Annotated in this window: 15 protein-coding genes and 6 tRNA genes; 1 reads left to right on the top strand and 20 read right to left on the bottom strand. The window is 36.1% G+C overall.

The window, feature by feature from the left end:
• Positions 1-392: 392 nt before the first annotated feature.
• The 9 genes from MTT29_RS07875 to MTT29_RS07835 form a co-directional block, all read right to left on the bottom strand.
• A complete protein-coding gene (locus tag MTT29_RS07875) occupies positions 393-755 on the bottom strand; it encodes a hypothetical protein (protein WP_429800271.1) in 363 nt (120 codons plus the stop codon).
• A 77-nt stretch (positions 756-832) separates the two neighbouring features.
• Positions 833-1,171: a DUF2614 family zinc ribbon-containing protein gene (locus MTT29_RS07870; protein WP_429800270.1), complete on the bottom strand. Its 339-nt coding sequence runs from the start codon at positions 1,169-1,171 to the stop codon at positions 833-835.
• Positions 1,172-1,218: 47 nt separating this feature from the next.
• A complete protein-coding gene (locus MTT29_RS07865; RefSeq protein WP_429800269.1) occupies positions 1,219-1,404 on the bottom strand; it encodes a hypothetical protein in 186 nt (61 codons plus the stop codon).
• Between the two features lie 228 nt (positions 1,405-1,632).
• Entirely contained in the window at positions 1,633-1,905 is a 273-nt protein-coding gene (locus MTT29_RS07860) for a hypothetical protein (protein WP_429800268.1), read from the bottom strand.
• A 98-nt stretch (positions 1,906-2,003) separates the two neighbouring features.
• The gene (locus tag MTT29_RS07855; protein ID WP_429800267.1) at positions 2,004-2,288 is read right to left on the bottom strand and encodes a hypothetical protein; all 285 of its coding nucleotides are present in this window, start codon (positions 2,286-2,288) and stop codon (positions 2,004-2,006) included.
• 541 nt (positions 2,289-2,829) lie between these two features.
• Positions 2,830-3,015 (bottom strand): hypothetical protein, encoded by a 186-nt coding sequence (locus MTT29_RS07850; protein WP_103570473.1) that lies wholly within the window; start codon positions 3,013-3,015, stop codon positions 2,830-2,832.
• 73 nt (positions 3,016-3,088) lie between these two features.
• Positions 3,089-3,229 (bottom strand): hypothetical protein, encoded by a 141-nt coding sequence (locus MTT29_RS07845; RefSeq protein ID WP_155759001.1) that lies wholly within the window; start codon positions 3,227-3,229, stop codon positions 3,089-3,091.
• 44 nt (positions 3,230-3,273) lie between these two features.
• Positions 3,274-10,317 carry a hemagglutinin repeat-containing protein gene (locus MTT29_RS07840; protein ID WP_429800266.1) on the bottom strand — a complete coding sequence of 2,348 codons (7,044 nt, stop codon included), beginning with the start codon at positions 10,315-10,317 and terminating at the stop codon, positions 3,274-3,276.
• A gap of 9 nt (positions 10,318-10,326) precedes the next feature.
• Entirely contained in the window at positions 10,327-12,099 is a 1,773-nt protein-coding gene (locus MTT29_RS07835) for a ShlB/FhaC/HecB family hemolysin secretion/activation protein (protein WP_429800265.1), read from the bottom strand.
• Positions 12,100-12,543: 444 nt separating this feature from the next.
• Between MTT29_RS07835 and MTT29_RS07830 the strand changes: the two genes are divergently transcribed.
• Complete coding sequence (locus MTT29_RS07830) at positions 12,544-13,296, top strand: DUF4198 domain-containing protein (RefSeq protein WP_429800264.1); 753 nt, start codon at positions 12,544-12,546, stop codon at positions 13,294-13,296.
• A 615-nt stretch (positions 13,297-13,911) separates the two neighbouring features.
• Here the strand turns inward: MTT29_RS07830 and MTT29_RS07825 are convergent.
• The 11 genes from MTT29_RS07825 to nuoL all read right to left on the bottom strand — a co-directional run bounded on the left by MTT29_RS07825 (position 13,912) and on the right by nuoL (position 22,618).
• Positions 13,912-13,986, bottom strand: a tRNA-Glu gene (locus MTT29_RS07825).
• Positions 13,987-13,992: 6 nt separating this feature from the next.
• Positions 13,993-14,068, bottom strand: a tRNA-Lys gene (locus tag MTT29_RS07820).
• 123 nt (positions 14,069-14,191) lie between these two features.
• Positions 14,192-14,268 (bottom strand) — tRNA-Asp (locus MTT29_RS07815).
• 12 nt (positions 14,269-14,280) lie between these two features.
• Positions 14,281-14,356, bottom strand: a tRNA-Val gene (locus tag MTT29_RS07810).
• 15 nt (positions 14,357-14,371) lie between these two features.
• Positions 14,372-14,447: transfer RNA gene (locus MTT29_RS07805), tRNA-Glu, on the bottom strand.
• A gap of 14 nt (positions 14,448-14,461) precedes the next feature.
• A tRNA-Lys gene (locus tag MTT29_RS07800) sits at positions 14,462-14,537 on the bottom strand.
• A gap of 322 nt (positions 14,538-14,859) precedes the next feature.
• A complete protein-coding gene (locus MTT29_RS07795) occupies positions 14,860-15,126 on the bottom strand; it encodes a hypothetical protein (protein ID WP_429800263.1) in 267 nt (88 codons plus the stop codon).
• Positions 15,127-15,389: 263 nt separating this feature from the next.
• Positions 15,390-17,759, bottom strand: a complete 2,370-nt coding sequence (locus MTT29_RS07790; protein WP_107797028.1) for a tetratricopeptide repeat protein — start codon at positions 17,757-17,759, stop codon at positions 15,390-15,392.
• A gap of 22 nt (positions 17,760-17,781) precedes the next feature.
• Positions 17,782-19,272, bottom strand: a complete 1,491-nt coding sequence (nuoN, locus tag MTT29_RS07785) for an NADH-quinone oxidoreductase subunit NuoN (RefSeq protein WP_004317979.1) — start codon at positions 19,270-19,272, stop codon at positions 17,782-17,784.
• Positions 19,269-20,780 carry an NADH-quinone oxidoreductase subunit M gene (locus MTT29_RS07780; protein WP_429800262.1) on the bottom strand — a complete coding sequence of 504 codons (1,512 nt, stop codon included), beginning with the start codon at positions 20,778-20,780 and terminating at the stop codon, positions 19,269-19,271. The genes nuoN and MTT29_RS07780 overlap by 4 nt, the downstream gene beginning before the upstream one ends.
• The gene (gene nuoL, locus MTT29_RS07775) at positions 20,780-22,618 is read right to left on the bottom strand and encodes an NADH-quinone oxidoreductase subunit L (RefSeq protein WP_429800261.1); all 1,839 of its coding nucleotides are present in this window, start codon (positions 22,616-22,618) and stop codon (positions 20,780-20,782) included. The genes MTT29_RS07780 and nuoL overlap by 1 nt, the downstream gene beginning before the upstream one ends.

The raw sequence follows: 22,618 nt of genomic DNA, 5'->3' as shown, positions 1-22,618 counted from the left end.
TAAATATGTATATCGGATAATACAAAGTTGACAAAACATCCCAAAAAAGATGATCACCTGGTGATAGACCTGCACAACTACAATCTATATAGCCATGTCTACGCAAATACCCATACCCATCCATACCGCACAAAATTGCATTCATTATCAGTCTTTCCACAAATACAAAAATAACCATAAAAACAGCAAACAAGAGTATGCTAAGAAAAACTGTAACAATTTTTAATGGCTCATCTCTAAAATTTATAATATAAAATATTTTTAAGAAAACAATTAAATTAAATAAACAAAATAATAGTAGAGAAATCTTATAGGAATAGCCAAGATACGCCATGATAATCCCAGAGTATATAACTAAAAAATACCCCAGGATGATCATGTATCTTAGCCTATCATTCATCTTTTTGCCCATTTTTATTAAATATTTTAAGCGATGTCTTTATAACTATAATAAGTATAAAAATAGCAATATATCGTATGTATCCTTCAAAACTATCATAGATAAATTTAAAACCAAGCAAATATATTAAAAAAAGTGTAATTGTTGACAAAATATCAAATTTAATTAATGAACTTGCAATATTACCTTTGATGAAAAAGGGCATAGCGCAATATACAAAAACACAAATAAAAAAGGAGACCGAAAGAAGGTTAGCTTCGCTCCAACCTCTAATATAGTACTTCCCATAGATCATACACAAAACAAGCTCTACAAATGATATACAACCCGCAGCTATTCTTTGACTTTTCTCCATATTACTTCCTATCTTGGTAATATCGCCTAAATTTTTAAATGAATTTATATGGAATTTACATAGCCGATGAAAGAACGCTATACTTTAGATGCTTTTTTACCGTGCTTGTCGTTAAATTTAGTTAGTGACTTGCCACAATCTGGGCACCAAGAGACATCTTTGCTGACTTTAATGATTTTGCCACAGCTATTACACCATTTGTCTTCAAATTCTTTCTTGATATTTTTAAATTTAATAGACCTATATCCAAGCCAAAAAAATAATATGGCGCCCGCTAATGCCGTCACACCAGAAAGCAAGTAGAAATCTCCCATCAAAGAGTAGTCGGTACTATCATATGCTCTTGCTATTTTCTTGCTAGTAAAAATTTGAATAGCAGTTATCAAAAATCCAATAGATATAAAGAAATTACTCATTTTTCATTGCCTTTAAGCCAACAAGGGTCAAATTTACAGCTCCTCAACTACTTTTTTAACTCCCTATATATAAAAAGCAAGCCAAGTAACGCCATGATCGATCCGACTGGTATATTTAGACCATAAGGGATAACATCTCCTTTTGGCAGACCAAAAATATTTATCGGCGGGGCCGGATCCACTAGGTTAGACAGCCCTTCGGCAAAAATAACAAAACCTATTAAATAGTTCATTTGTTTCATACTTTTTGTACCAAATGCCCTTTTGTTAGATGGTGCTGCTTATCATTTTTATTTACTATCATATCCATTCCCTAAATTTCTCCCTATGGCTTTTTAATCGAGAAATTCTAAAGAATTTAGGTTTAGCTTTGTTGATGTCATTTGGATTTTTGCATTTAACTCTTGCTTAAATTTAACAGATTTAAACGTTGTTTTATCCAAAAACGCCAACTTTTATATTTATCCTCTTGTGGCATTGTAAAGAAGCCAAAATACAAAAACTAAAAAGGAGTGGATTAAAGCAACACCACCTCTTTTTATTTCCATTTTTTGTATATATTCTTTTTTAAAATCGCTCTTTTTTATACCATTTTTTATTATAAAACATACATTGGCAAATATTAGCAATACAGCCATGGCATCAATATAGTATTCTCCAAAGAGAAGTTTTAGGATTACTATAAAGCCGAGACATAATATGCTACCAAAAAAAATAATTAGAAATTTTTTCACTTTTTGTTATCTTTTTTATCTTTGTCATTTTTGCTTTTTATACTATCGGCTACTGCTTGACCCGTTCCTGTAACAAGATACTATACCAACTTTTATGTTTATCCTCTTGTTGCATTGTAACCAACCCACATTATAAATACAAATATAGCTTGTACCAAAGAGACGCCACCTATTGTGACGTCCATTGTTTTAAAATTCTTTTTCCTAAAGTCACTCTTTTTTATACCGTTTTTAATTATGTAATATATATTGGTCAAGATTATCCCAGCAAAAATAACATCACCGTAGTATTCTCCAAAGAGAAGTTTTAGGATTATTATGCAAATAGCACCTACTATAAAAAATGCTATTGACCAAAAAAATACAATCCAATTCTTCTTCATTGCTTATCTGCTTTTTTTGCTTTATCTTTTTTGCTTTCTACACTATCTGCAATAGCTTGTCCTGTTGTAGTAAGAAAATTTGTTTCTACTTCTGCTACAGTCTGTAAATCTCCATCGCCAAATTTTATGCTTATCCTCTTGTTGCATTGTAACCAACCCACATTATAAATACAAATATAGCTTGTACCAAAGAGACGCCACCTATTGTGACGTCCATTGTTTTAAAATTCTTTTTTAGAAATATCTTATACAAATTAGCATCAACCAAATTAGAAGAATTACGATCGTGTAAAATAACGCCACACTTCCATACTTTATCTCTATATTTTCTAGGTTCTTCTTGGTAAGGTCGCTTTTTTTAATATCATTTTTTATTGCAAAAAATCCATAAAAACATACCAAGATAAAACCTAGTGCATCTATATAATAAATTTCTCCGAAAAAGTATTTTAATATATGCAAAAAGCCATTTAGAACAAGACCGAATATTATAGCGACAACAAGTGTAAAAAATAGTTTTTTAAAGAATTTCTTCATTGTTTTATTGCCTATTATCTACTTCGGCCTGCATAAGACCCATGGCTGCTCCTGCTGTATTCTCCAGTATGGTCTTGTAATTACCGTCCCTACCTCTTGGTATTTTTTCTCCTATTTTTCCCATGTGACTCGCTCCATAACCTATAAGTCCACCAACTCCAGCCTTTATAAGAATTCTATCTTTATCCACATCTTTTGATCTATCTTTAAGTTGAGAGTATAGTTCTGCAGGTGGGTTAACAAAAATACCTCTACTTATCCTGTTAATCTCTTTTTATTTCCCTGTATATAAAAAAAATACCAAGTAATATCATGAGCAATCCTGCTGGTATATTTAAACCATAAGGGATAGTATCTCCTTTTGGTATACCAAAAGGATTTATTGATGGGGCAGGATCTATCATAATAGATACTCCTTCGATAAAAATAATAAAGCCTATTAAATAATTCATTTGTTGTGCATTTCTATAAATTTATATATGCCACCGCCAATTGCTTGAAATCCATTCGTTGGTGGCTCTGGAGATAGATACCCATTAACTATCTCTTCTAAAGCAACACCGTACGCCCAAGTCTTTGGATCATAAATAAAATTTCCAAACTGATAACTGACACCTTCAGTTATTTGTTTTGGCTTACTGGCTGTTATGAAGTAACCTTTATCGTTGGTAGTTTTAAAATTTCCAGTGCCTTTTTTGTTTATTACTTGTTCATATATCACTTTATTTCCTGATAGATCAAGACTGCGAGCTACATACTCTTTGCCATTGTGTCTTAGTATACCATCACTACCTAATGTTCCACCTTTTGGGGTATTGGCTACTACTTTTGCAGCCACTCTCTTTTCCATCTCTACAAATGGAGCTTTTAGACCATTAGCTACATATACAGCCCCTTTTCCAAGACCAACACCCACTTCTTTTCCTATTGCTGCTACACCAGTCAAACTAGATGTATCAAATCCTGATATTAATGCTATATCATCGCTTATGCCATTATAGTCATAAACTTTTTCTAAAATCTTTTTATCGTTGTTAAATATATTATAGTACATATTTCTTACGCCACTTACTCCGTTTACTGCTATATCTTTTGCTAAAGATATAGCACCGTCACGCAAGCTAGCGGCGGTAAAAGTCTGATCTTTATACCAGTTTTGCAAGTTGCTTGGTATTTTATCTGCATTAGATGCCAAGTTTAATATACTATTTTTAACTGTTTCTAGCGGTAAAGAGTCTATGTTTGGATGAATATATTTATTGTAAAAATCTATATTATTAATAGCTACATCTAAATTTAATCTATTATTTCTATTATCAAATTTATCAACAACAAATAGACCCTCTTTGTTGTCAGATTTTGTCAAAAACTCTTTTGCTAAGGCATCATCTTTATTAAACATCAAAGACCAAACATTATCACTTTGCTTTAGTGCTTGCACTGAAAGTCTTGAAATGGCTTCATCTTGAGAAATGTCTATACCTGTTCTCTCTCTAATGAAGTTGGCGAAATTATTGCCATTAGCCTTTAGCCAGTCTATTTCTGGCTGACTAAATTGTCTATTATCCCCCTTACTCTTATCTAGTCCATTAAACATATAAGAATTTAAAAGAAGGGTATTTAAGCTACTTTGATTTTTAATATAGTTTATCGCTGCATCTTTGGTATTGATGCCACTATCTTGTAAATTTAGAGCTTTACTTAGATAGTCACTAAAACTATCTTCTTTTAGTTTTGCATATCTATCTTGCTTACTATCTCCTGGTATAAATTTGCCAGCTTTATAATCCATAGCATGTTTTAACTCATGACCTAGAGTGCTCACAAACTGATCAACATTTTTAATGTGAGCTAAATTTAGTATTATTGAGCCACTATTAAAATGTCCTAGAAATTTTTCATCGTCTTTTCCTTTTGCGAATTTATCATCAATTATTCTTAAAGATATGCCATCTAGATCAAGACCTGACATACTTGCAAATAGCTGTATAAATTTATTTCCTAAGGCCTCTTTTTCTTCTATGGTAACACTATCATCTATTAGTTTTTGAGCAAGCTCCTTGCCTAATAGTTTTCCAGCTTCATACTGTGCAACATTTTCTTTTACTTCACTGTTAAAGTTAAACTCGCCTGTTTCTATAATGGCATTTAGTGCTTTTGTTATGGCAGTGGCTGTATTAAACTCATCCTTGATATCCTTTTGCCCACTCTTAGTCAGCACCCTTAAATCCATACTAGCATCTACATTTGAGCTTATGCTAGTATTTACTAGATCTTTTGTTAGTTTAGTGGTATCTCTATTTAGTCTTGTTAGATCATCAGAGTTCTCTTTATTTGCTATCTCTATGTTGCCACTACCTAGAGTTGCTAGGTTTTTAGATAGTGTGTAGCTTAGATTTCTATGGTTAGATAGATCTATTGATTTAAGACCTGTAAATTTATCTTCTTGATTGTTATTTGATTTGCTATCTTTATTGTTTTTATCTTCTAATATATAGTTAGCACCTATACTAAAGTTTGTTCCTTTGTTATAGCTTGTATTTGATAGGTTCTCATAGCTTAGGGTATTTGTCTTTAAATTTAGGTTGTGGTTATCTATAAAGGTATTATCTTTATCATACTCTCCTGCTGCTAGAAGTGATCCTTTTAGATGAGTGTTTTTACCTACCTCTACGTTTAGCTCATTTGCTGTTATGGATGAGAGTACGGTTTGTTTAGTTATAGTATTTGATCTTGATCTAGAGAAATTTGCATTAGAGCTAGTTGTCTTTGTGCTAGATGGATTAGCAAAGCTTGAGTTTGGTGACTTATCTGCGCTAAATCCTATGCCAACACCTACACTATATCCTCTTTCGTTGTGAGCATACTTATCTCTTACGCTCTCTAAGCTTAGGTTATTTCCTACTTTTAAATTTAATCTCTCATCAGCTCTTAAATTTGCTCCTTTGATGGTTGCGTCATTAGCTGTATTTATATTCATATCTTTAGCTGAGTAAAGATGAGAGTTGTTGTTTGTTAGGCTTTCAGTGTCGCTGCTGCTAGTAGAGTAGTTAAGCCCAGCACTTCCGCCGCCACCACCATACATAGTATATCTCATAGTTCCACCTATGCTTTTGTCTTTACTTCCTGATGTATAGGTATTTTTGCTAGAGTTTATGTTTAAGTTGTTTGTATTTATATCTATTAGATTATTAGCGCTTAAATTTGAACCAGTAATAGTTGTATCATTTGGAGTTAGTATCTTGATGTTATTTGCCATTAAATTTGACGGATTAGAGATTACTTCATTTGAGTTTGATTTTGATTTGTGGCCATTTACACTAGCTGCTACTCCTACGCTAAAGCCAAATGTATACCAGTTAGATGCTGCTTTTGCAGCTGCTGCTACTTGAGCTACTAGAGCTAGGCTCTTAGCTTCTACGTTTGCCATAGCCAAAGCTATATTTGCCTTATAGTATCTCTCTTCATCATTCACATTTTCAAGGATATCTGATAGATCTTCTATATCTGAGCCATCTATGCCAGGAGTTTTACTTTTATAGGCTTGTTTTAGCTCATGTAGTTTATCTTTTAGATCATCTCTAGTATGTTTATAGCCATCGTACTCTTTTTTGACTTTTTTTAGTTGCTTAACTGCCTCAAGTAAGGCTAGAGTAGCAGGAGCTACCTCTACGTATTCGTTTTGGGCAGTGATAGAAAGAGCTGCTTTTGCTTGTTTTAGTGTTTTTGATATATCAGTAGTGTCAGTGCTATTTAATATATCTATATTTGCATTTTTGCTTATTAGATTTATATCTTCTTTGGCGATCAAATTTGATCCAGTGATACCTATCTCTTCGTTTGCATTTAAATTTATATTTTTATCTGAAACAAGGTTTGACGATATAGCTTTAGTTGATGCTACATCGGTGGTAGATTTTTCATACTCTGCGTCTGCTACTCTTGTCTTAGTGCTAGTATCGTACTTAAATTCTTTTATAGGTTTTGGTTTTTGATCATTCGCAAGATCTTTGGTGCTTGGTAAATTTATACCCTTGCTCTTAGATATCTCATAGCTACTATGCTCGTTTTCTGCATTAGATATCTCAATAGAATTTGCCTTTATATTAGTATCATCTTTACTTGATAAATTTGCAGTTATAGTAGCTTCATTTGCTTTTAGATTAAGCTCTTTGGCTGCAGATATGTTTGAAAGCTTCGCTAATGCGTCAAGGCTTCCTTTTTCGTTATAGGTTGAACGATAAATTTGAGTCAGAGTATCTCCAAACATTTGCTCAAATAAGTAGGTATTTGAACCAGTCCCAATAGGATCTATTGCAGAAGCTACCAGCATGCCCGGGTATGTCAATAATGAGATTATATTAATACCTGAACTCTTGTGAATGCTTTTTTCTTTTATTTGCTCTTTAGCTGCTAGTATAGATAGGTTGTTTTTAGCATTTAAATTTACATCACCACCACCTTTTATGTCAGATGAGATTATAGAGATGTCGTTGTTTGCATTTAAATTTATATCTCCTTGAGCGGTGCTTATGGATGAGCCTTGTATATTTGTCTTTGCTAGAGAGTGCATATCAAGGCTAGATTTTAATCCACCAAATGACTTCTTAGAGCTAGCCCTTGCCTCATCATTTTTATAAGCTGTTGGAGCTAGGCCTATATTATTTGCATCTATGTTTATATCGTTTTTAGCACTTAAATTTGAGCCAGTTACTATTGCATTACCCCCAGCTTTTAGGCTGATATCACCTGCGTTTAAATTTGAGCTGATGACCTTTTGATTTATAGCCATTAGATGAGACTCTTTTTTAGAGAAAAAGCCTTTAGATTTCTCTTTAGTTTGCGTGCTCTCGTTTGTATTAGCTCCAACTACATATATATCATTTCCAGCTTCTACGTTTAGCTTGTTAGTAGCTCTTAAGTTACTTGAGCTTATCTGTGTGTTTGACTTAGAGTTTAAATTTATATCTTTTGCGTCTAGGTTTGCGCTATTTAGTGTTTGGATGCTTTGTTTAAAGCTTATGCCCTTTTCTTTTGCGCTATGGCTGTAGGCAAACTCTTTGGCGTTTATATTTATATTATCTGCACTTAAATTTAGCTTGTCAGCCTCCAAACCTCCGCCAGTGATGTTTAAATTTTCTTTAGCACTTAAATTTAAGCTCTCGTCTGCTTTTAAATTTGAAGCTTTGCTAAACTGAGATGACTCTTTGTCTAAGCTTATATTATTGGCATCTACATTTATATTTTTGGCTGAAATTTCACTTGAGTTGATATTTGCTGCGCCTGCTTTTAAATTTAGATCCTTAGAGTTTAGCTCTAGGTGATTTAGGTTTAAATTTTGTGAGTTTAAATTTAGACTATCAGCCACTACGCTGCCAGCTAGACTTATGTTGCCTTTGGCGTCTAGGTCTATATTATTTGCCATTACTAGAGCTGAGGCTTTTACGTTTTTATCTTTGGCCTCTTTTTTAAATTTACTTATGCTCTCATTTCTTGCTTCATATAAGCCATCAAGAATATTTGCTATATAAGCAGAGTTTATGCTATCAAGGCTGTAGTAGTATCCTTGGTTTTTTACCCTTCTATTTAGGTTTTTTATTATTGGGCTATTAAATATTGGCTCAGAGAATTTATCCAGATCAACATTTGCTAGCTTTATATCATCATTTAGTGCGTAGCTTGAAAAGTCTTGTGTGCTTCCTACTATGTTATTGCCCGCTGCAAATACTGCTGGCAAGCCAACATCTGTGTATGAGAAGTTAAATACAGCACCTTTGCCACCTTTAGTCACCCATCTTTTTTGACCAAGGATTTTTCCTCTTTTACCTTTCCACTCTTGCTTTTTCCATTTAAATTCGTTAAAGCTGCTAACATCTCTTGTTAAATTTAGCGCTACGTTTGTTACATCTTTGCTATCAAGCACAAGGTCATTGCCTGCGTAGATAAAGCTCTTATCATTTAGCACTTCATCTACTTTTAAATTTATATCATTGCTTGCTATTATGCTACCTGGGATGAAATTGGCTTTATCATCTTCGTTTAAAATTTCTTTGTTTATAGAGTAGTAAATTCTCTTTAGCACTTCGCGGTCTTTTGCTTTACTAGTATCAAGTACTACTTCGTTTTTATCGATGTCTAGTCTTAAGTTAGCAAATACCTTTGTTGATGTGCCATATAGATATGAGTCTTTGTGTAAATTTAGAGCATAAAGGGTGCTATCTTTGCTTATAGCCTCTTTTAAAATTTCAGCATTTAGCTCATCTTCGCTTAGCTCTTTGCCTAGTTTTTTAAATTTAGCCTCGATCTTTGCTTTTATCTCTTTTAAATTTACCTCTTCAAGTTTAAATCTATTCTCACCGCTTTGCTTTAGAGCTAAATTTTTAGCAAATGAGCTTTTCTCCACCCTAGCCTGCGAGCTTGAGTTATTTACCAGCTTTTTAGCTTCTACATTTATATCTTTAGCATAAATTTGGCTTGAAGTATTTACCAAAGTGTCTGCTTTTATATTAAGGCTCTCTTTGGCTGCTATTAGTGCTTCATCTTTGTTTGTTATAGTATTTGCTTTTATGTTTGCATCTTTGTTAGAAGCGATAGTACCAGCATTAACTATATCGCCATCAAGGCTTATCTCTATGTTGTTATTTGCTATAACTAGGCCGTTATTATTTACGCCTACGCCGTTACTTGTGCCAACTAGCTTTATCTTATTAGCATACATACCGCCAAGCGCGCTACTATCTAGGCTAAAGCTGTTTTCTTGGTTTTTAGTTTTTACGTCGTTATATAGCTTGCCGCTACTTGAGCCAACCGTCTTTTCACCAATGATGTTTAGCTCATTTGCGTGGATATTTGAGTTTAAATTTACAGCATTTGAGATGACATTTGTATAGTCGCTACTCTTATCGTTTAGGCCGTCTCCTACGATATCGATAGAGTTATTAGATATTAGCTCTATCTCTTTAGGACTTAGTTTATTGATACTACCTGTTGTTAGTGTGAGTGAGCGAGAGTTGATCATATTTAGACCATCTACGCTTATGCCATTTGGGTTTGCTATGACCACATCAGCTCTGCTACCAGCAACCTCTAAATTTCCTTTTAGAGATGATTTTTCAGCCGAATTTACTTTGTTGATAATAAGGCTTGCCTCTTTATTTAGCCTATAGTTTGCATCTATCTGACCAGCTATCTTTGTATCTATGTTTTTATTAGAGTTATTAAGGATAGTGCCAGTGGTTGGCGTATTAAACCTACTATATTCATTTATAGAGACGCCCTTGCTATCAGGGTTTGTGATGTTTATTATTAGCGTCTCATTAGGAGCTTTTAGTATATCAGGGCGGTTACTAGCACCTGGGTCAGCTATGATACTTGGCTCATTTGCTAATGCTGGCATAGTGCCAAGTAGCAAAGAGAGACTTACGTAGAAATTTAAGCCTATGGTTAAAAGGCTAGGCTTTTGTGCATTTGAAATTTGATTGTTCTTTAGCATATTTTATCCTTAAAATTCGTAGCTTATGATGAAATTTACATTTGTTGATTTAGTTTCAAAGCTCTTTGGTTTATAAAGAGGTTTTGAGACAGATATGTCGTAGCTTAGGTTGTTGTAGGCTTTTATGCTGCCTCTTAGACCTATGGCGCATCCTGCAAGGGTGTTTTTATCCTTTATACCACTACTTGGGGCTCTTACCATGCCAGCGTCAAGCCCTGCATAGACAAAGTTGCTCTTATAGTAGTTATATGAGAGGGTATTTCTTACGCTTACTCCGTGGTTTCCAACAAGCGAGCTCTCCCCGTCAAATCCCCTAACACTGTGGTATCCACCGATACTAAATTTATCCTGCAAGCTTAGTTTATTTAGTCCATATCTTGCGTTGATATTTAGATCATAACTTAGTGGAAGTTCAAATTTATATTTGTAGTTTAGGTTTAAATTTATTAGAGCAAACCTAGATGTAGCCTCGCCGCTATCTTCTAAAGGATCTGGCTGTGAGTTAAATATCCCAGTGCCTTTTTTATAAGCCAGCTTGGCGCTAAAAGCTTGGTTGTAAGAATTCCAGCTTGATTTTACGCCTACCTCATATCCAGCATTTCTTCTAGCTTGGTTATCTAGCTCGTAGTCCTCTAGGTAGTTTTTATTTTTTCTCTTAAATAGCTTTACATAGGCGCTATTTTTAAAATTTGAGTCCCTATAAAATGTATAAGCAAGGCTTAGTGAGTCACTCTCGCTTCTACCTTTATATGTGTAGAGATTGTAGGCCGCATTTATGATCTGGGCGTAGTCATACTTACTCTTTTCATACTCAAGCATAAAATAGCCAAATGGGATACTAAAGCCGTAATAGTAGTTATTTGAAGCTCCGTGATCACTTGCGCCATTAAATTTATTAGTCACCTTATACTTTTTAAGCACATCCTTGCCACGTGAGAAGCTAAAAATTTCGTTAAATCCAAGTAAATTTAGTGTGCTTAAATTTATCATTGCTTGATATTTGCCGCTTTGTTTTGAGCCAAGGTTGTCAAGGCTAATGGCAGCTTTTAGTGGGAAGCTATCAACCCTAGTGATCACTATGTTTGAAAAGCCAGCTCTATTTGAAGGTAAGAATTTAATGCTAACATCATTTTTTGAGACGTTTTGCAGTGACTCAAGAGCCTGCTCGATATCTCTTATATTTGCCACTTTATTTTTGTGAGAGTACTCACCAAATGCGCTAAAGAGGCTCGCTCTATTTCTTTGGCTGTCAAGCTCGTTTATGCTTATATCATCTATTAAGCCAAGATTTATCACAAATTCTAGCTTGGCATCTTTTAAGCTCTTTGTAACTAGGCTCGCACTTGAAGTGATATAGCCACTTTTTATTATCTCGTTGTTAAAAGAGTTTATGATTAGATTGATAGAGTTTTTGCCAAGACAGCTGCCAGCTTTAAAATCAAGCTTGTTTAAGCTAGCCTCTAAAATAGAGTTAAATTTAGAGTAGTTTGCATTATAAGCTTCTCTTATTATAGCCTCATCAGCGCCACTACTAGCGTTAAAGCTAGCTACTTCGTTCTCACTAAGAAGTGAAATTTTATCTATTTTAAAGCATGGGGTTTCGTTTAAATTTAGCTTACCTACTGAAGTTGTTTTTTCGTTAAGCAAATTTATGTTGGAGCTTTCGTTAAAAGAGCTTGCCATATTCGCCCTAATCTCTTCGTTGTTTAACTCGTTTTTTAGATTAGTCTCATTAGCAAGTAGCGCAGCACACACTATGCCTAAAGATAAGAGAGTTCTCATCTCAACCTTCCTTGGAAATAACTATAAAGTTATATTTTTTAAAATAATTTAGTGACATTATAAAGGATATAATCTTAATATAATATTAAAATATAATTAGAAAAAAGAATTTTTATACAAAATATTTCATAAATGAAACTTTTTAGCTATCTAAATGGCAAAGGCAAATTTAATTTGGTTTATTCTCTTGTATGTAAAATTTAATTTTATATTGACAATGATTATTATTTTGATATAATTGCATCACTGATTTTATTTCGTAATTTCAGTGATTAAACTATTTTTATAATCATGCTATTTTTATAAATTTGATAAAGTAAATTTGGTTTTGATTACTAAATTTTCTAAAAATTAGTAAAATTTAGATCTATAAAAATTTAACAATATTTTTGTGACATATATTAGAAAAAGAAAAATAGACATTTTAATCTGAAAGGATAGGCAATGAACAAGCATTTATTTGCACTTTTGGCTTTGGCAGCACTTAGCAGTCACTCTTTAGCTCACGAATTCTGGCTTTTTGGAAGCAGCAAAGAGGTAACTAGCGTTGATATCGGCTACGCAGACGACTTTCCGACTGTTGAAAAGATCCCAGATAATAGGATCGCCCTATTTGAAGCCCCATACGTTATAAACAAAAATGGCGAGAAACTAAGCCTAAAACAAAGCGGTGAAAACTACCACTATGAAAGAGCCAAACTAGAAGACGGCTCATACCTTATAGCTGGCGAGTATAAGCCTACATTTTGGACAAAAGCAAGCGATGGCACATGGCACATGGGCAAAACCAAAGAGGACATCAAGGATGCCAAATACTGCAAAAAAGCGAGCATGAGCGCAAAAGGCATCATAAACAAAAACGCCAAGGACGACTCTGTGACAAAGCCTTCACAGCAGCGCTTAGAGATAGTCCCACTTGACAATCCAGCAAATTTCAAAGTTGGCGTGCCGTTTAAAGTAAAAATTCTATTTGAGGGCAAACCTTTAGAAAATGCCACGCTTGATGGAACATTTGATGGATTTTTAAAAGAAAAAAGCGCATTTCATGGCCAAACTGAGCCAGATGGCACGATAGAGGTACTTGCACTTAAGCCTGGAAAATGGCTGCTACAAACAGTGCATAAAATGCCATTTGCTGACTCAAAAATTTGCGATGATGAGACGATTGCTGCAACACTTGCATTTGAGCTAAAATAGATCAAATTTAGAATTTATCAAAGGGCGTATTTAAATGCGCCCTATTCTTTTTATCTTATAAGTCAAATTTATCAAGACAAAATCAGCAAATTTATGTTGAGGCTAAATTTTAAAATTTGTATATTTCTAAAAGATTTAATAACTCCAACGGTCATAATGTCATCATTATTTGTAATCTCTAAACTTTTATAAAACTCAAGTATCTCGTTATTAAAACAAGTTTTTAGAGCTTCGGCAAAGAATTTTGAGATTTTGAAATACAGCATTTCAATATAATTTCTGCTATCTAAATACCAAAATTGCTTCGCATACCAGCAAACAATAAAGAAAATATCATAATCCCTGGATGTAAAATTTAATGGAAACAATATACAATTCATTTTACTGTGAAAACGAGTGTTTCATTGCTTTCTATATGTGTAACTCTAGTAGTTTTTAACACAAATTTACCTTTTGTAAAATAGAAAGACACTTTAAACATTTTTTACACCAAAGTTCAATTTTAGAATTTCGGTAGCAAAATACATTCAGTTTATTACAGATCAAATATTTATTAGTCAAATTTATTGCACTAGCAGTAAATTTTCAAAATTTGAGTTAAATTTATAGGAAAAATGGTGACCCATACGAGACTCGAACTCGTGTTACCAACGTGAGAGGCTGGTGTCCTAACCGCTAGACGAATGGGCCAAAAGATGGTGCCCCGTGTAGGTCTCGAACCTACGACCCCATCATTAAGAGTGATATGCTCTACCAACTGAGCTAACGAGGCAAGATTAAGTATCAATAACAAATCATAAAGTGTTATCTTAGAACTTATAATCTTAAAATTTAATTTGATCACTCAAAAAACAAGAAAAATAGAATCAAGAACCTTAACCTAAGGTTTAGTAGATGGCGCAGCGGACGGGGCTCGAACCCGCGACCTCCGCCGTGACAGGGCGGCATTCTAACCAACTGAACTACCGCTGCACCTAAAAGTAATGGTGGTCGCTATAAGACTCGAACTTATGACATCCACCTTGTAAGGGTGGCGCTCTACCAACTGAGCTAAGCGACCTAAAATTTATAAATCTGGCGACCCTTAGAGGATTTGAACCTCTGTTCCTACACAGAGAAAGTAGAGTCCTGAGCCACTAGACGAAAGGGTCATAAACCCAAAAAATGGTGTCCTGCGTTGGATTCGAACCAACGGCCCCCTCATTAAAAGTGAGATGCTCTACCGACTGAGCTAGCAAGACATGATTATTTAAAAAAGAATTGAGATTATACAAAAAACATTATTATATGTCAAGAAAAAATTAAATTTTAAATCAAATTAAAGCTATTTTGTCCGCTATTTCTAAGCAAAAAATATAAAATTTTATTTTTAAATCTTATAAATTTAAAGCCAAAATTTCTTAGAAATTCAAATCATTTTTACTTTATAATCCAACAAGCAAAACACAATCAAGCACCTAATCCGCTTAGTGGCAAATTTAATCCCTGCCTAAAAATCTTACAGCTGTTTTTCTAGCTTTTTCTATCTTTTCGGCTCTGTTTTGATCACTCATTTCTATCTCATTATTTAATAATAATCATTAGGGTTAAACCCACCAATCCCAAATAAATCCATACATAGGCAAATAATGCGATTGCACCAAAAAAGCAATAAACAGATTTCCCCAAATAATTAGATTCATCTTTTATCTTTTGAGCAATTCTTTTTAATTCTCCAAAATCAAAAAAATGTTTTAAATAGTTTCCTTTTAGATAAACTGAGTTCAAAAGTATAACACCTGCTATCAATAAAAGAAACCAAAATTTTGTTAACCATGTCAGTGTTATCATCCCTATCCTTTCATGACCATAAATTTAAAAAAACGTTCATACTATATATCCTTTTTTCATACCGCTACTTAGGCTATCGTTTCTAAATTCTCGCTACTTTTCGTTGCGCCGCTATACATAATCTTCTCCTAAAAAAATATTCTTAAAATCGTACTTACGATCATAACAAATTGCAGGAATAACAATTTTTGCTAAAAGAAAAATAAAATATTTTTAAGCTCTAGATACTCTTTTTCAAGATCATTTAAACTTAGCACTAAATTTTACTTTATCATCTCAAGTTTGGCTTTGCAGGCATCTTTGTAAGCACTTGTGAAATTTGAGCCAACGCATTCGTTTAGATAAGGCTTAGCTAGCTTATACTGCTTTTGTCTGATGTAAATTTCACTTGCCAAATTTAGAGCATGCAATCGGTCCTCTGGCTCAAGCTTCATATTTAGTATAAATTTCGCCTCATCAAGCGCCTCGTCAAGGTTATCTATCTTTAGCGAAGCCTCCGAATAGTCAAAATTTAGCTTTGGTGAAAAGGTATTTATCTTGGCCCTAGTTTGCAGCTCAAGCGCCTTTTTAGCGTAGGTTGCAGCGATAGCATAGTCGTTGCTCTTCATCGCGTAGTCACATATAGCTGCGTATGCCTCGATGATCTTAAAGTCTTGCCCCCTTAGCTGCTCGATCGCACTGATCGTTGAGACCGCCTCGGTAAAGCGCTTTAGCGCAAGCAGCGAGTAAAATCTATCAAAAAGCGATGGCGTAGGATCCGAGTACTCGACTGCTGAGCCAAGCGAGAGTGCGTCATTTGCCGCAGTGATCGCATGCTCGTAGTCTTTATTTTTATATAAAATTTTGCTCAAATTTACCAGCCACTCGACTCTATCTTCTAAATTTTCATCCTTTACATGCGCCTTGGCAAGCTCTAGCGCGTCGTTGTAGCGTGCCGTTCTAAAGTAGCAGTTAAAGAGCTTAAACTGTGGCAAAGAGACCTTGCTCACATCGTAGTTTTCTAGTAAATTTACAACCGCCGTGCAGTCATCTTTGATAAAAAACTCTTTTGTTAGCTCAAGCGCAGCCTCGTTTACAAGCTCCATAGCTCTACTTAAATTTTCATCTTTTGCGAGGTTGTGATAGGCTAGCGCATCGCCAAATTTACGCTCTTTTAGATCAAGCTCAAGCTCGCTGATTAGTGCCTTTTGGCTGATATTTGTGCCGGCATATTTTTCGATGAGATCTTTATATCTTGCGTGAAGTGCAGTGGCGTTTTTGTCATCCTCTTCAAAAAATAGCCCATCCTTTGCCTTAGCGACCTCATCGATATAATCGCCATATTTAAACTCTTTTTCGTATCTGTTTAGATACTCATACGCCCTTTTTTCATCTTTGGTTTTGGCTAAATTTAGCGCTAAATTTTTTAATGCTGCCTCGTAAAAGTCCTTTGTCCTGTCACTATTATTGACCAAAATTTCATAAATTTTAGCAGCCACGTCTGGCATATCTTTGCTGGCAAATGTATAGGCTAAATTCATCGATTTTGTCGGATCGTTCATGAAAAATTTTTCATTTGCATTTGCGATCTTTAGTACAAATTTCTTCGCCTCGTCAAATTTCTCTTTATCGATATTTGCATCCGCTAGACTTAGTGCAGCTCTACTTGCAAGGTCAATGTCGTTTGTAGAGTAGAGCACCTTTTCATAGTCGCTTAGCGCCTCTTTTTGCCTGCCTATTTTATATAGGTAGTCAGCATAATCAAGCGTGGCAAGCTTTGTAAATTTAGACTCCGCGTGCTCTTCGCTTAGTATGTCAAGCATATATTTTGCATCACTTGCGATGCTATCTTTGAGGTAGGCTCTGGCGATGAGATATAGCACCTCTGAGTAGTTCTCGTCAGATGGGAATTTCCTTATCCAAGCTCTGCCCTCGCTTACGATATCTTTTGGCTCAAGCCCCTCAAACTCGCTCTTTGTCTCAAAAATTTTATCAAGTGCTCTTAGTCTAAAAAGTAAAAACTCGCTTGAGAAAAGACTGGCTGGGTGCCTTTTCATCGCTGTTTGCGTATCTTTTACTACGCTTTCATAAGCGCCCTTTTCATAAGCTCTTTTTATATTTATGTAGATGTCTATATCGTTGCTATCAAGCCCAGCGATAGGTGCTTTGTTAAGATCAAGCGCTCCGATGCTTGGACTTAGCATATCTCTAAAATCAGGCGAAAAATTTAGCCCAGATACTCTTTTGTTATTTTCGCTAAGCGAAGTGTCGATGATGATGCTAAAGTGCTTTGAGATGGTCGTCTTTGGCGTATCTTGCACGCTTGGACTGCTGTAAAGCTCAGTTTGAACATTTAGAAGTTTTGAAGGCGCCTTTGGCATGATGACGATAAAGAGTTTGCCATCTTGCTTTTTGTATTTTATATCCATCAAAGGCAGCGTCGTATCCTCGATCTTTGGCAAGATCCCATCATCAAGCATACAAACGTAGCGCTTTGTATCATAGGCTAAAATTTGCTCCACACATTCAAATTCTTTCTCGTCGCTTAGTTGAAGGACGCTATAAGGCTTATTTGCGTTTGCACCGCTGTTTAAGCTAAGACTAAAGGCGGATAGATAAAGCGGTAAAAATAAGATGGTTAAGAGCTTTTTCATGCCGCCATTATAGTTAAATTTTCTAAAATCCTGAAGCAAAGACAAAATGCTCGATAAATTCCAAAATCGCCCCAGAAAATAAAAAGGCAAAGACCGTACCAGCAACGGCAACTCCAACGATCACCTTTAGTGCCATCGAGACGTTTGAGATGTAGATATTTTTATCTTTTACGATAGGCTCTTTTAAAAACATAAAGACGATAAGTTTTAGGTAGTAATAAATAGCAATCGCCGAGTTTATCATGATGATGAGGCTAAGCACGACATAATCAGACTTTATAAGCGATGAGATAAGCACCATCTTGCCCCAAAATACGCTAAAAGGCGGTATGCCAGCAAGGGCTATCATGAAAATTCCCATTATCACGGCATAGCTTGGCAAAATTTTAATAAGCCCTGAAAATTTCTCATACGGGTGTTTAAAGCGCTTGTCCCAGCAGACGACGTCGTCGCACCTTGCCACCCAGAGCATAGAAAATGCGCCCAAATTTGCAAACAAAAACATGATCCAGTAGAAAAACAAGGCGACATTTGCCTCGTGAGAATTTGCCACAAGCGCGCAAAGCACGACACCAGCGTGAGCTATCGAGCTAAAGGCCAGCATCCTCTTGACGTCTTTTTGCACTAGCGCCATGATATTTGCAAGGCTCATCGTAAGCACGGCGATGATGTAGAGCATATCTTTTATCCATGAAATTCCAGAGCCCTCAAGCATCGCAAAAATTCTTAACGCGACGATAAAGCCCGCCACCTTTGGCACTATCGACATATAGCCTGCTAGCGGGGCATTTGAGCCCTCATAAACGTCTGGTATCCATGTGTGAAATGGTATGAGTGAGAGCTTAAAGCCAATGGCTGAAGCGATGAAAACGCAGCCAAGCAAGATTATTAAATTTTGATTTAGGCTAAGATCTTTTATGACAACGCCTATGCGAGCGATGTCTATTGAGTTTGTTGCTAGATAAAACATCGCTATCGCCATCGCAAAAAAACCAGCTGAGAGCGAGCCCATCGCGAAGTATTTGATGGCAGCCTCGACGCTTTTTGCCTTGTTGTGAAGGGCAATTAGGGTGTAGAGACAAAGTGAGCTGATCTCAAGGCCTAAAAAGATGATGAGTAGGTTGTTTGAGCTCACCATAAACAAAAATCCAGCGATCATAAATAAAAATAGCGCGTAATACTCGTAAATTTTATATTCAAAATACTCTTTTGTGCTAAGTGCAAGAGGGATGAAAAGGGCTGAGGCGATTAGGATGATGATCTGCGAGATGATAGAAATTCCATCGACTAAGAGCATATCCCAAAAGCTTAGGCTAAGCCCGTTAAAATCAAGCGTAATGCCTAAATTTACAAATATAGCGATGATACAAAATACGCAGTAGAAATTCCTCGAAAGATCTTTTTTTATCGCTCCAACTATGAGGATAAAAAGTGCAAAAACCATCATGCTAAGCATCGGCGAGAGCGATTGTAGCGAGATCTCGTTTAGGTCTAAAAAGGCTATTTCGTTCATAGTTTGCTCCCGCCATTTAAAGATGAAATTTTATCCTTTGTGCTGTTATTTACAGCTCTAGTTTGCATTTTACTTATGATATTTTGCACGCTTGGCTCAAGTGGTTTTAGGATCAAATTTGGTGCGATGCCAAGAATGATTATGAGCAAGCAAAGTGGCACAAGAGCGGCTAACTCTTTAAAATTTAAATCTTTTAGGCTTAAATTTTTCTCCTTGCACTCGCCAAAAAATACCCTTTTATAAAGTACCAGCATATAAACAGCGCCCACGATGATGCTAAAGCCACCAAGTAGCGCAAAGAGCTTGTTTAGCTTAAATACGCCAAGTAGGCTCAAAAACTCGCCCACAAAGCCAATCGTTAGTGGCAGACCGATACTTGCAAGCGTTGCTATAAAAAACACAAGCGCATACTTTGGCATCACCTTAGCAAGGCCGCCAAATTCGCAAATTTCTTTTGTGTGAGCCCTCTCATATATGACGCCAACTAGCAAGAACAAAGCGCCACTTACGATGCCGTGGCTTATCATTAAAAATATTGAGCCGCCAAGGCCTATTAAATTTAGTGAAAAGATGCCAAGCATGATGACGCCCATGTGTGAAATGGAGCTATAAGCGATCACTTGCTTCATATCGCTTTGCGCGTAGGCAACAAGGGCTGCGTAGATGATCATGATGATGGCTATGACGCAGACAAAGCCACTTAAAAGCAGGCTCGCATCTGGAAAAAGTGGCAGTGAAAATCTCACAAAGCCGTAAGTACCCATCTTTAAAAGCACGCTAGCAAGCAAAACTGAGCCGATAGTCGGAGCCTGTCCGTGTGCGTAAGGTAGCCACGTGTGAAATGGAAATAGCGGAGTTTTCACGCCAAAAGCGAAGAAAAATGCTAAAAATAGCCAAATTTGAGCATTTTCTCCGATGCCAAGTTTGTACCAATCAAGCAAGTTAAAGCTAAACACGCCGCTTTTTTGATAGCACAGATATCCGATAAAGATGATCGCCACTAGCATAAAAACAGAGCCTAAAAATGTGTAGATGAAAAATTTAATCGCAGCGTAAATTCTATTTTTACTACCAAATGCGCCGATGATGTAAAGAAGCGGTATGAGGCTAAGCTCCCAAAAGCTATAAAACAAGATCATATCAAGCGCGCTAAAGACGCCCATCATCGTGCTCTCTAAAAATAGCACACTAATAACAAGGTGCTTTAAATTTCCATCATCGCTAAGGGCTGCGATAGAGATGAAACTCATAAATGCGCTAAGGACTATAAGCACTAGCGAAATGGTGTCGATGCCCACAAAATAGCTGATATTTAGGCTTGGTATGAGCGAGACTTGATGCGTTAAAACAAAGTCATAACCCTGAAAATCGACATTTACGCAGATAAAAATGGCTAGCAAAAGCTCGATTAGCGCGATGCTTGCTCCATAAAATTTGATGCTTTTATTTTCTATCAAAAAGCCAAGTATTGCGCTTATGGCTGGGAAAAATATGATAACACTTAGCATTATTTGGCTCCGTTTAATAAAAATATAAAGCTTAAAAGCAAGGCAAATCCAGCGACCATAAATCTAAGCATGACGCTTAGATCGCCACTTTGCATTTTGTTTGCAAGATATGCAAATTTAGTAACCACAAATGCGACGAAATCAACACTTTTATCAACTATCATCTCATCAAATTTCTTAAAAATTTGCGAAACTAGCGTGTAGCCATTTATAAAAAATTTCTCATAAAATTTTGGGATAAAGTAGGCATTTTGCAAAATTTTATAAACTCTACTTTCGCAAATGCTCTCTTTAAAAATTTCTTTTTTATAAGCAAATACAGCAAAGCCAGCGCTTGCAAGCACTAAAGTAAGCGTTAAAACAAGTAAGAAAATTTCACTGCTGTGAGATAAATTTAGCTTAAAATCCCCAAGGCTGTTACTTAAAAACCCACTAAAGTTGCTCCAGAAAAAGCCGCTGATGACTGAGAGAACGCCAAGCACGCTCATGCCAACAAGCATGTAGTTTTTGGCTTCATGTGCGTGCTCCTCGCTCTTTTGCCTTGCAAAAAATACTAGCATGACAAGCCTAAAGCTATAAAATGCCGTAAGCACCGCGCCAAAGAGCAAGACAGCCCACAAAATTTGATCTTCACTAAAGGCGACCTCTAAAATTTTATCTTTTGAAAAAAAGCCAGCAAATGGATAAAAACCAGCCAGTGCGCAGCTTGCGATGATAGAAAGAAGTGCGGTTGGCTTCATAAATTTATAAAGCCCGCCCATTTTTTTGATATTTAGCTCGTCATTCATCGCGTGCATAACGTTTCCAGCGCATAAAAAGAGTAGTGACTTGAAAAATGCGTGCGTGACAAGGTGAAAAAGTGCGATCTTGTATGCCCCAAGACCAGCTGCTACAAACATATAGCCAAGCTGCGAAAGCGTCGAGTAAGCGACTATCTTTTTAAGGTCGTTATGCACAAGCGCGATGCTAGCTGCAAATATTGCTACAAATGCGCCAAGGCAGGCGATAAAGTGCGAGACTTCAGGCACGTTTGCAAAGATGAAATTTGCGCGTATGACTAGATATACACCAGCTGTTACCATGGTCGCAGCGTGGATGAGTGCAGAAACTGGCGTTGGTCCCTCCATGGCGTTTGCAAGCCAAGTGTGAAATGGAAACTGCGCGCTTTTACCCATGGCGCCTATAAAAAGTAGCGTGGCGATGACGCCTAAATTTAGTCCAGAAAGGTCGCTTCTAGCGTTAAAAACCTCGCTAAATTTAAGCGAGCCAAAGCTATAAAATATATAAAAAATGCCAACAAGCATGGCAAGGTCAGCTACTCTATTCATCACAAAGGCTTCGTTTGCAGCGACGTTTGCGCTAGGTCTTTTATACCAAAAGCCAATTAGTAGCCACGAGCAAAGTCCAACGCCCTCCCAGCCGATAAATAGCCCTATGAAGTTATCGCTTGAGACAAGGACGTTCATGCAAAAGACAAAGAGCCCAAGGTAGCTAAAAAAGCGGTTAAAGCTCGCGTCATCTCTCATGTAGCCAATGGAGTAGATATGCACAACACTTGCGACCACGCCCACGGTGCTAAGCATCACAAGGCTAATCGCGTCAAGGTAGAAGCTAAAGCTAAGATCAAGCGAGCCTAAGTTTATAAACTCTTTTAGAGTTAAATTTAAAGGCTCATCTACGCTAAGGCTAGCCGTTAGCATAAGCGAAGCCGTGGCGCTAGCGATCATGAGAAGCGAGCAAAAAAGACCGATAAATAAATTCTTACTGCTATGCGAAAAGATGCCAGCTATGATGAAGCTAAGAAGCGGGAAAAATAGCGAAATACAAAATAAAATCAT

The organism is Campylobacter concisus, assembly GCF_050447485.1.
Taxonomy (GTDB): Bacteria; Campylobacterota; Campylobacteria; order Campylobacterales; family Campylobacteraceae; genus Campylobacter_A; species Campylobacter_A concisus_BQ.
This window is presented reverse-complemented; position numbering and strand designations above follow the sequence as displayed.